This window comes from Pseudomonas sp. R2-37-08W, from assembly GCF_003851705.1.
In the GTDB taxonomy this organism is placed as follows: domain Bacteria; phylum Pseudomonadota; class Gammaproteobacteria; order Pseudomonadales; family Pseudomonadaceae; genus Aquipseudomonas.
Window position 1 is genome coordinate 1,448,165 of record NZ_CP027728.1, and the last position, 9,565, is coordinate 1,457,729.

17 protein-coding genes are annotated in these 9,565 nt (G+C 59.4%); 13 read left to right on the forward strand and 4 right to left on the reverse strand.

What is annotated here, in order from left to right; genetic code table 11:
• Positions 1 to 70: 70 nt before the first annotated feature.
• From C4J93_RS06580 to C4J93_RS06595, 4 genes are all read right to left on the reverse strand, one after another.
• Entirely contained in the window at positions 71 to 385 is a 315-nt protein-coding gene (locus C4J93_RS06580; protein WP_124428905.1) for a hypothetical protein, read from the reverse strand.
• Positions 382 to 744: a hypothetical protein gene (locus tag C4J93_RS06585; RefSeq protein WP_124428906.1), complete on the reverse strand. Its 363-nt coding sequence runs from the start codon at positions 742 to 744 to the stop codon at positions 382 to 384. The genes C4J93_RS06580 and C4J93_RS06585 overlap by 4 nt, the downstream gene beginning before the upstream one ends.
• Positions 745 to 995: 251 nt before the next feature.
• A complete protein-coding gene (locus C4J93_RS06590) occupies positions 996 to 1,508 on the reverse strand; it encodes a DUF1566 domain-containing protein (RefSeq protein ID WP_256660157.1) in 513 nt (170 codons plus the stop codon).
• Between the two features lie 393 nt (positions 1,509 to 1,901).
• The gene (locus C4J93_RS06595; protein WP_372238162.1) at positions 1,902 to 2,591 is read right to left on the reverse strand and encodes a S24 family peptidase; all 690 of its coding nucleotides are present in this window, start codon (positions 2,589 to 2,591) and stop codon (positions 1,902 to 1,904) included.
• Positions 2,592 to 2,785: 194 nt separating this feature from the next.
• On the opposite strand from C4J93_RS06595, the gene C4J93_RS06600 reads away from it, so the two are divergent.
• The 13 genes from C4J93_RS06600 to C4J93_RS06660 all read left to right on the forward strand — a co-directional run bounded on the left by C4J93_RS06600 (position 2,786) and on the right by C4J93_RS06660 (position 9,350).
• Complete coding sequence (locus tag C4J93_RS06600) at positions 2,786 to 2,989, forward strand: Cro/CI family transcriptional regulator (RefSeq protein ID WP_124428908.1); 204 nt, start codon at positions 2,786 to 2,788, stop codon at positions 2,987 to 2,989.
• A gap of 73 nt (positions 2,990 to 3,062) precedes the next feature.
• Positions 3,063 to 3,485 carry a phage regulatory CII family protein gene (locus C4J93_RS06605; protein ID WP_124428909.1) on the forward strand — a complete coding sequence of 141 codons (423 nt, stop codon included), beginning with the start codon at positions 3,063 to 3,065 and terminating at the stop codon, positions 3,483 to 3,485.
• A 149-nt stretch (positions 3,486 to 3,634) separates the two neighbouring features.
• Complete coding sequence (locus tag C4J93_RS06610) at positions 3,635 to 4,300, forward strand: phage regulatory protein/antirepressor Ant (RefSeq protein WP_124430847.1); 666 nt, start codon at positions 3,635 to 3,637, stop codon at positions 4,298 to 4,300.
• A gap of 11 nt (positions 4,301 to 4,311) precedes the next feature.
• Positions 4,312 to 5,088, forward strand: a complete 777-nt coding sequence (locus C4J93_RS06615) for a helix-turn-helix domain-containing protein (RefSeq protein WP_124430848.1) — start codon at positions 4,312 to 4,314, stop codon at positions 5,086 to 5,088.
• The gene (locus C4J93_RS06620) at positions 5,088 to 5,849 is read left to right on the forward strand and encodes a replication protein P (RefSeq protein ID WP_124428910.1); all 762 of its coding nucleotides are present in this window, start codon (positions 5,088 to 5,090) and stop codon (positions 5,847 to 5,849) included. Before C4J93_RS06615 ends, C4J93_RS06620 begins: the two co-directional genes overlap by 1 nt.
• Positions 5,821 to 6,117 (forward strand): DUF1364 domain-containing protein, encoded by a 297-nt coding sequence (locus C4J93_RS06625; protein ID WP_124428911.1) that lies wholly within the window; start codon positions 5,821 to 5,823, stop codon positions 6,115 to 6,117. The genes C4J93_RS06620 and C4J93_RS06625 overlap by 29 nt, the downstream gene beginning before the upstream one ends.
• Complete coding sequence (locus C4J93_RS06630) at positions 6,114 to 6,545, forward strand: VRR-NUC domain-containing protein (RefSeq protein WP_124428912.1); 432 nt, start codon at positions 6,114 to 6,116, stop codon at positions 6,543 to 6,545. Before C4J93_RS06625 ends, C4J93_RS06630 begins: the two co-directional genes overlap by 4 nt.
• Positions 6,542 to 6,859, forward strand: a complete 318-nt coding sequence (locus tag C4J93_RS06635) for a hypothetical protein (protein ID WP_124428913.1) — start codon at positions 6,542 to 6,544, stop codon at positions 6,857 to 6,859. The genes C4J93_RS06630 and C4J93_RS06635 overlap by 4 nt, the downstream gene beginning before the upstream one ends.
• Complete coding sequence (locus C4J93_RS06640; RefSeq protein ID WP_256660158.1) at positions 6,856 to 8,136, forward strand: site-specific integrase; 1,281 nt, start codon at positions 6,856 to 6,858, stop codon at positions 8,134 to 8,136. Before C4J93_RS06635 ends, C4J93_RS06640 begins: the two co-directional genes overlap by 4 nt.
• Before the next feature lie 2 nt (positions 8,137 to 8,138).
• Positions 8,139 to 8,318 carry a hypothetical protein gene (locus C4J93_RS06645; protein WP_124428915.1) on the forward strand — a complete coding sequence of 60 codons (180 nt, stop codon included), beginning with the start codon at positions 8,139 to 8,141 and terminating at the stop codon, positions 8,316 to 8,318.
• A 79-nt stretch (positions 8,319 to 8,397) separates the two neighbouring features.
• Entirely contained in the window at positions 8,398 to 8,679 is a 282-nt protein-coding gene (locus C4J93_RS06650) for a hypothetical protein (protein ID WP_124428916.1), read from the forward strand.
• A complete protein-coding gene (locus C4J93_RS06655) occupies positions 8,676 to 8,993 on the forward strand; it encodes a hypothetical protein (RefSeq protein WP_124428917.1) in 318 nt (105 codons plus the stop codon). The genes C4J93_RS06650 and C4J93_RS06655 overlap by 4 nt, the downstream gene beginning before the upstream one ends.
• Before the next feature lie 3 nt (positions 8,994 to 8,996).
• Positions 8,997 to 9,350, forward strand: a complete 354-nt coding sequence (locus C4J93_RS06660; RefSeq protein ID WP_124428918.1) for an antiterminator Q family protein — start codon at positions 8,997 to 8,999, stop codon at positions 9,348 to 9,350.
• The last annotated feature ends 215 nt before the right edge of the window (positions 9,351 to 9,565 follow it).

A 9,565-nucleotide genomic window follows, 5' to 3' on the forward strand; every position in this document is an offset into this window, starting at 1 on the left:
TCGATTGCTGTCGCCGGTACCGCCAGCCATGTCGGCCGCCGGCGCGCGGCGGTGATTTTGCTGATGCGCCTCATGGGTTGTCGGCGAACCTGAAGCCGTTCTCCTGGGCGATCAGCGTCACGCGCTTGATGTGCATGCCCAGGTTCTTTGCAGCCACGCTGGCTACGACGCCCTTTGCCGCTTCGGCGCGCACGGCGGGTGCCAGCTTGTCGCGCTCTGCCCGCAGCTTCAGCTGGTGGGAGTTGGTGCCGAAGAACGGCGCGTCTGCGCTGACACCTGACGGGATCACTTGCACTGACTTTCCGGAGCCGAAGAACGCTTCCAGCTGCTGGTTCAGGTTGTCGATGATCGAGTGCCGCGGATCCGGCATTGGCTCGCCGATCATGGCTGCGCACCGTAATAGGCGAACAACACAAGCAGCGCCGAGAAGCCGGCCGTCCAGCGCACCATCCGCCAACCGAAGCGTTTCGACGTGGCCTTGGCGGCAGCGAAGAAGTCAGCGTTGTGCTCAAGCTGGTCGGCGTACTGACATGCGCCGTCGTGCCCGGTGCGTGCGCCTCGGGAAACGCCGGTGGACCGCTCCACCACGTCGAACAGGTTCTTGCCGAGCGGCACCACGTTGAAACGGGGCGCCTTCACAGGCTCTTCGCGACCGATCATCGCGTACATGTCCGTGGTGGACATTGCAAACCGATCCCGCAACGCCTGCAGGACCGCTTGTTTTTGGCGAATGGTGTGGTTCATCACGATTCCTTATGGTTGGTTGCGTTTATTCGTCAGCGCCCTGATCGCCTGGTGTGTGCCGGTGGGCCCAGGGGGGGGGAGCTGACGGATAAAGGCGAGGCGTAAAAAAGCCCGATCGGGACCGGGCTTCGATTGCGTCACAAACGCCTCCGTATGTGAGCGCTGGGTGCCTTCGCTGGAAGGTCTTCGGTGTCGTTTACATGGCTGCCAATCCTCCGCGCTGGTTGTTCCAAAAGAACTGAAGAAATGAATTATTGAAGGAATCTGCGGACAGGGCGCGCGAGCCGCTCGTCGTTCTTGTCGCTGATGAAGAGCCAGCCATCTCCAAAGTCCACGCTGTAGGCGCCGTTGGCGGAGCGCTGCGTTGACGAAAGGTAATACCACTCTTCGCTGAACGACTCGGGAGCGAACTGCCAGGCGTGGTGCAACTCGCCAATAGAAGGCAGGTAGAAATCCGAATGACCATCAGCGGTGTAAGCGGTGACCGCGATCGCGGCGGGGTGCTTGCCGTCTCGGCTTATCAGAATCTCGGTATTGGCGCGGCCGTCGTTTCGGCTCGCCGCCTCGACATCCACACCGTAATCGCCGTAAGCGTGGCGCCCCGGCACGTCCTGAGCCGCGTAGATGACGTGGCAAAGGCCTTCTGGATACTGGCGAAGGCCGCCGTAGATGCCGCCCTGCCCGGGCCATACAGCGCCGATTTCAGGGATGGTAACTTGTGCTTGCGCTGCTGCTTGCATGTTCGATTCCTCGTCGGTTGTCATCCCTCTGCACCCTGTTGCCAAGGTGCAGAAGTGATGCTTTCCCTCCTATTGCCGCCGGAAGGGGCGGTGCGCATTGCTTGCCGGGTCACTCACTCAGTTCTGGCGTTTCACCATCGAGCAGCCGCACAAGGTTTTCCCTGTCGTTGGCAGGCTTTCGGGCCTGTCTGCTCGCCGGTCGCCGGTAGAGGCAATGCGGTCTGTTGTATGTTGCGCTGGCTGTTAAAGAGCGGTCAGTGCCCTGAGGCGCTGGCGAGCCCCTGTTAGGTGACTCGATGGACGTAGTTAACCATCGGTTTATTAAGTCGTCAATACCGATGGTTAATTAATTTTCGATAGGCGAAAAAAATCCCGCTCAAAGGCGGGATCTTTTATTTGTGTGGTGAGGCTATAGCTCTACCAGAGGGCGGAAGACCAGAACACACGGCCTATCACCATGATCTCATTCTCAATCATTTCGATGGCAGAATATTCCTCATCGGGATGCTCGTCCCTGTTGAAGCTTCGCATTCGGATGCCGCCCCCTGGCAACCGGTACAACGTCTTTACCCGCAATTGCCCGCCGTGGTCGATCGCATACATCTTGCCGTCAGTAATGGACGTTGTTCCCTGGTCCACGCCTACGGTGCTCCCGTCGGGAAGGACAGGTTCCATGCTATTTCCACTGACTGTTACGCACACTGCATCGGACGGCTGCACCCCTTGTTTGCGGAGTGTAATTTTGCCGAACCTCAGTTTCTGCTTATGAGACTGCTCTACAGCGGTGCGTCCCTGGCCCGCTGAGAGCTCTACTTCCTTTAAGAATGGCACATACACCTCATCGTCATCGAGCGGCGTGTCGTCGTCCCATAAATCGATAGGACCAAGCAGCTCAGCGTTCGAAGTAATAGCGGCGCGCTCTGGAGTTGCTCGCGTCAGCTTGCCTATTTCGGCAGCCAGGCGAGTGCTGAATTTATCAACTGGCTCCTGAATCTGCTCGGACAGTATGGCCGCGAATTGCGCGTTGAGTGGGTTGATCCCTTTGAAATAAAGGTTCACGGCGGCCGGGGTAATTCCAGCGGCATCCGCGATTTTTCTCTGGCTCAAGCCCAACTCCTTCTTTTTTGAAAGAAAGAGTTCGTGCGCCGCCCTGCATTCAGCGAGGCGATCTGGCGGTAAAAGTCGTTTTCTGGTCATTCGATTAATTTATTACCAACGGTTAACACTGAGAAGAAACCATCGGTATTGATAAATACTTAACAGATGGTTAATATCGCGCCATGCATACCAGAGGCGCGACCATGAAAGAGACATCACTTGACGAGTTTGTGGCCGCAAAGGGTCAGTCCGAGGCCGCTCGGCTTTTGAGGATGACCCCGCCCGCAATTCACAAAGCAATTTCTGCGAAACGGACTATCCGAATCCTTGAGCTGGCCGACGGCACGTTCAAGGGCATTGAGACACGCCCGTTCCCTTCGCAACCATCGAGATTTGACGCCGCTTAGTCGCTGATTCGAGAGACAAATGATCGCCGTACCTGGCGGCCGGCACCACGGAAACAAATTTGAGGTTTTACGAATGGAAGATTTCTTGAGGGCTTGCCACACCACCATCAAGGAGAGTGGGGCAGAAGAGTTGGCCGGGAAGATGTGTCTTGCGCATGTGAGCCTGCTGCAGCGCTCGAACCCGGACAACTCTAATCACCACCTGACGATTGAGCATCTGTTCGGCGTCCTGCTGCACACCGGCGACATGCGCCCGCTGATGGCCCTCGCCGACAAGTTTGGCTACGAACTCGTCGCCCGTGAGAAGCCGGCTGCCAAGCCATTGATGGTTGCCCTAGGCCATCTGTCCGCCGAGTGCGGTGACGTAGGTCGCTTGATCTTCGACGCGGCCGCTGACAACCACATCAGCCAGCACGAAAAAGCCCAGGGCGAGAAAGCTATTCAGGAAGCCATTGAAGCGTTGCACATCCTTCGCGAATCGCTGAAGGCCGCCTGAATCGCACGCATAAAAAAACCGCCTGGCAGGGCGGTCCTTTCAACAGCAATAAAACTTGTGGGGCCATTATGAACATCAATACCGCTCCAAGCAATACCCCCAATGTCGCGACACTTTTCCGACCAGATCAAAACGTGTCGCGACACACGATGTCTTCCCGAGAGATAGCCCAGCTCACCGGCAAGCGGCATCCCGACGTGAAGCGCGACATCCAGTCGTTGATCCGCGACCTGAAAGAAGATGTGAGCAGTTTTGCTCACATCTATTTGGACGGGCAAAACCGCAATCAAACCGAATATTTGCTGGACCGTGAGCACACGGATTGCTTGCTGACTGGTTACAGCGCACCGCTGCGGATGGCTGTTGTTCGCCGCTGGCGCGAACTCGAGGCATGCTCGGGCGCCCCGCAAATACCGACGACGCTCCCCGAAGCATTGCGGCTTGCGGCTGACCATGCCGAGGAAAATCTGCGCCTCATTGGAGTCATTGAGCTTCAAGCGCCGAAGGTTGCGGCCATCAAAAGGCTTGCTGCTGCAGAAGGAGCGATCTGCATCACGGACGCAGCCAAGCAACTGGGCATGCCCCCGTCGAAGCTCTTCGACTGGATGCAGGCCAACCGCTGGATCTATCGCCGTGGTGGCTCTGCTCGCTGGGTTGCGGCAGAGCCCCGCATTCGCACCGGATACATGAAGCACAAAGTCACCGCGCTGAAGCCCGACAACGAGACCGGCGTCGAGCGTGCGGTATTCCAACCACTGGTAACACCCAAAGGCCTGACCTACCTGGCCGAAAAGAATATCGGAGCTTCGCTGTGAGCGTTCAAGCAATGTCCTGGGCGCTCTCTCTGCCCACTGAAACCCTGAAAGACTCGAGCGCGCGTCACGTGCTGCTGTGCCTGGCCAACTACGCCGGTTCTAACGGCACTGGTGCCTTTCCATCCGCCTCCACCCTTGCCCAAGACACCGGCCTTTCCGAGCGCACCGTCCGTTACAAGCTGGACGACTTGGAACAGTCCGGGCTCATCACGAAAGGCAATCAAGCCATCGCAGCTGTTCACATTGATCGCCATGACCGCCGCCCAGTTGTTTATGACCTTCAAATATTGCGGGGTGCAAATCCTGCACCCCGTACAAAGCGGGGTGCAGATGACGCGGCGGGGTGCAACCAACAACAGAGCGGGGTGCAGCCTGGAACAGAACGGGGTGCAGAGGCTGCACCCAATCCATCACTTAACCATCAAGGAACCGAAGAGCAGCTGCAGCAGCGCGCCATTGATGCCGCTCTCGCCGAACAGAACAGCGCCGCCATCGAACCGCAGGATGATCGCCAGCGCTTCGCCATGTTCGCCACCTGGGTTCCGAACGAGAAGGGGTTGTCGGATCAAATCACCATCGCCGGGCTTCCTGCCGATGCGGTCCCTGAAGCGGCGATTCGGGCGTTCATGGGGTTCTTCGTCGCTAAGCCAGCAACCATTGATACCTCGGCGGGCTGGTGCTACCGGCTGGTGCAGTGGGTCAAGCGCGAACGCGTCAAAGCTTCGGGGCAGGGCAAGGCGCCCGACTTCGATGACACCAGTTGGGCGAACGATCTGGGGGATCTGTGATGGAAATCAAGAAACCACGCAGCACCGAACAGCTGCTCAGCACGATGGGCAACCTTCCGCCGGTAACGCTGGTTCATCCGAAGCAGTTGCCGCCGGGTACCGCCGACGTCGTGAATGCGCTGTTCAAAGAATTGCAGGCGATTTTCCCGGCCTGGAAACAGGCTTGGCCTGATGCCGAATCGCTGAACGCCGCAAAGCGGAGCTGGATCAAGGCGTTCATCGTTGCAGGAATCACGACCCTTGAGCAGATTCGGTACGGGCTGCAGAACTGCCGGCAGATCGGCGGAGACTTCGCGCCAAGCGTCGGCAAGTTCATCAAATGGTGCCAGCCGACACCCGAGATGCTGGGCATTCCTTCCCACGACAAGGCGTTCCGTGAGGCGCTGGAAAACTCCCACCCGAGCCGTTTTGGTGCGCGCACCTGGTCTCACCCGGCGGTCCGTCACGCTGCCTTGCAGTGCGAGCTGCATAACCTCGGCGAGTTGATCCCGGAGAAGGCCAGCAAGGTGTTTGACCGGGCATACGACATCACTATTCGCCGCCTGGTGCAGGGGCTCCCGCTTGAAGAAATCGCCGTGGGCATTGGTTATGACGGCAACAAGTCGGCCGCCGACCTGGCTTCGGAGCTAACCGAGCGAGTTGCCTGTGCGCAGGTCGCCCGGATGGGTATCAAGACGGATGGCAAGGCTGCCCGCCAAGAGCTGCTGGCCAGATTCAGTATCGGGAGGCGCAATGAGCAAGCTCACGAAGGCCGCGCGTGATCGTGACTGCCAGGTTCGGTTCCCTGGCTGTTCTTGCGAGCCGTCCACTACTGTCCTGGCGCACTACCGCCTGGGCGGCACCTGCGGCATGGGCATGAAGCCGAATGACTTCCAGGCCGCCTGGGCCTGCGGCTACTGCCACGATATCGCCGACGGTCGCCTGCGGGCACCGGTTCAGCTGAGTCGCGATGAGGTTCGGTTGTATCTGGCCGAGGGCGTCATGCGCACTCAGGACATCCTGATCCGTGAAGGGAAGGTGAAGCTTTGAAGCCGTTCACCGTGAAGCCATTCAGTCCGAAGCCCGCGCGCGCCAAGTCAGTGGACCGCGAGGGGCTTGAGCAGGCCGCGCTGATCAAGGAGATCAGCCTGCGCTATCCGGCCGCCGCCAAGTTGATCTACCACGTCCCGAACGGTGGGCACCGGCACAAGCTGGTGGCAATCAAGCTGAAAGAGCAGGGCGTGAAGGCGGGCGTGCCCGACCTGGTGCTGCCGATGGCCCGCGGGGGGTTCTTCGGGCTGTACATCGAATTCAAGGCCACGGCGCCGCATGACGCCGCCGTTTCCCCGGCCCAGGACGCATACCTGCATGCGCTGACCGATCAGGGTTACCTGGCCATCGTCTGCCGTGGGCACTTCGACGCCATTGAGGCAATCAGGGCCTACCTACTCCAACCACAAACGAGGGCCGCCGCATGAGTCATAACTTCAAGCCGGGCGCCCTGGCGCTCATTGTCAATTCAGGCGCTCCCGAAAATATCGGCAAGACAGTACGTCTTGTCGAGTTTGTCGCGCCGCATGGGGAAAGGTTCATACATGAGGGCGTGATGTTCAATCCGCGCCGCGAAGACACCTGGATTGTCGAGTCTTTGGATGGGTCAAAGAATCTTGTCGGCGGTTACATCCAGCGGAACATTATGGTCAGTTCCGGGCCGTGCCGACAGAAATGGCTCATGCCCCTGCGCGGCGACTTCACCCCAGAGCAGCAGAAGTCGCGGGAGGTGTCCGCGTGACCACTGCCGCCGTAAAGATCACTGACGCCGAGATCAAGCGCCAAGCCGCCGGCTCCGCCCGCGATCTGCGCGATACCGACAACCGCGGTCTGTACCTGCGCTTCACCAAAGCCCGTGACCGCGCGTCCTGGTACCTGGTCCAAAAGCGCGAGTGGAACCTGATCGGCAGCTATCCCGACCTGAACACCAAGCAGGTGGTCGCGGCACTCCCGGCCATTCGCCTGCGCCTGGAAGCGGGCGAGGGCTCCAGTCTTTCGAAGTGGGGCACCGTCGGTGAGCTGCTGTCCTGGTATGCCGAGCGTATGGCCCGTGATCGAAACCTGTCGAGCAAGCGCAAGAAAACCGGCGCCTCGGCTATCAAGTGCCACCTGATCCCGCGACTGGGTGACCTTCCGCTGAATGGAGTCGACAAGGCCACGCTGGACAGCCAGTTGATGTGGCCATTGCAGGAGGCGCTTTCCATCGACTACGTGCGGCTTGTGTTCCAGCTGCTGGCCCTGGCCTTCCGCCAGGCGTTCAAGCTGGGCCTGATCGCTTCCAACCCAATGACCGGGATCAAGTTCAGCGACTTCTCCAAGGCCAAGGTCGGCATCAAGCCGTCTCGGCTGCGTGGCGTCCAGCTGCCTGACCTGCTCGAGCAGCTGGCCGACGTGTTCGTCTCTACCCCGCGTGACGCCATGCTGGCTCTGCTGATGCTCTGCCACGGGACGCGCATCGGTGAAAGCCGGTTGACCCAGTGGCCACACATCAGCCTGGCCGAGCGGGAGTGGTTCATTCCAGGCGACCACACCAAGACTGGCGTCGAGCATCACCTGCCACTGACCGAACAGATGATCGAGATCCTGAAGCGTTACCGCGACTGGCAGTACGCCAATGGCTACGACGGCCAGTACGTGTTCCCGGCGCGCAATGGCAAGCCGCTGAGCGAGGGCCAGGCCAGTGCCGTGTTCACACGCCTGGGCCGTGGTGAGTGGACCAGTCACGACCTGCGCAAGGTGGCCCGCACCGGTTGGGCAGATATCGGCATCGACCACCTGATCGGAGAGCTGCTGATCAACCATGCCATGGGCCACAACGTGAAGGTGTACATCCAGTCCGACGTGATGGGGCGCAAGCGTGATGCTCTGGAGAAGTGGCACGCGCATCTAAACCAGCGTGGCTTTGGCCTGATTCACGGGTTGACCGGCGTTAGAACGGGAGATTCCGGTAATTCGCTGGAAGCCACAGAGCATAAGGGCTGCAAGGCCATTCAAGAATCAACCATAGGCGAGGTTTAAAAATGGCAAATCAAGACCTTTTCAAGCCGAGCATCAGCCTCTGGCAGCACTACGTCACCATCATCAGCGTTGCTGGCATGGGCCTGGCGGTCTCGTTCAATTCGGGCTGGGTCGCAGCTATCGTCATCGCGTGCTTCTTTGCCGGTGCAGTTGTTGAGGGCTTCGCTGGGGCGCGCCCATGAAGAAGTCCCACGGCCCAGCGTTTCGCCGCACCTTGATCCCCTTGGAGCACTGCAAATCCTGCAAGGGCGAGGTTTAAAAATGCTGATTCAGATCCTAAAGCGCACCCGACTCGCCGTGAACCCGGCCGATATCAGCGCCATCTTCATCTACATCGTGAATCATGATCCGGTCCTTGAGGTGCGCATGCGGGGTGGAGACAAGTACCGCGTACATCACGAACCTCATTTGCCGAACGGTGACGATGTTTACGAAACCCATAAGCGGTTGCTTGCGGCTCAGCAAGTTAGTGAGCGTGCATTCAGTCCGGCGGAAATATGCGAATTCTTTTGTGTCCCGGTAGCCGAGGTTACAGAGGCATGAATAAGAGCCACGGCCCGGCATTCCGCGCTGCTCAACTCGACCTGGCCAAGTGCCCTGCATGCCGTGGTAGCGCCGTGATCAAGGGTGTCTTCCATGAGCTGGCCTGCGTGCAGTGCAATGCCTCGGGATGGGTCACTGCCGAAACCGGTGAGGCGCTGCCGCTGGAGGTGCTGGTGACGCAACTGAGCATCCGGCTCCAGGCCGCAGACCATCAGTTAGCGCGAATTCGCAAGCCGGCCCCGTCCGGGCCTTCCGCGCAGTACGAACAGAACAACCGCCGCGGCGCCGGCGGCACCAACTACACAGGGGATTGAGCCATGGCCTTCACACCGAGCTTTAAAGAACGCACCGCCGAGGATCTGCTGGAGCATTGGGGCCGCTGGGTGGTACTGGGATCTGGCGTGTCTTGCTGCGCGTCCCGTGAGAACACCATCCTTTCGCCAATGATCACCGACGACGATGCGTTGATGATTGATGGTTTGATGGGCCGACTGCTCAAGCGCTATCAGGAATGCGGCCAGGTGTTGATGAAGTACTACACCACCCGCGACAGTTCGCTGATGGAGGTAGGCAAGAAAATGGGCTTCGGCGAAGAGAAGACGCGCGGGCTCTGGAAGGCGGGTATTGCGTGGATTGACGGAGCTTTAGATATTCGCCGTCAGGCTGCTTGACAGCCCCGGTCCCTGCATATAGATTTCAGTTACTTTGCGGTTTTTCCGCGAGCAAAGCCCGACCCTAGAGTTGGGCTTTTTGCTTTCTACAGTTCATCGAGCCTCGGCATTTGCCGGGGCTTTTTCGTTTTCGGCCCCACCACACCCATTGCTCCGAGCTGGGAGTGCTGCTGGAGCCGGATTTATCACGCTCCCCCAAAGGGAGGACAGCCGGA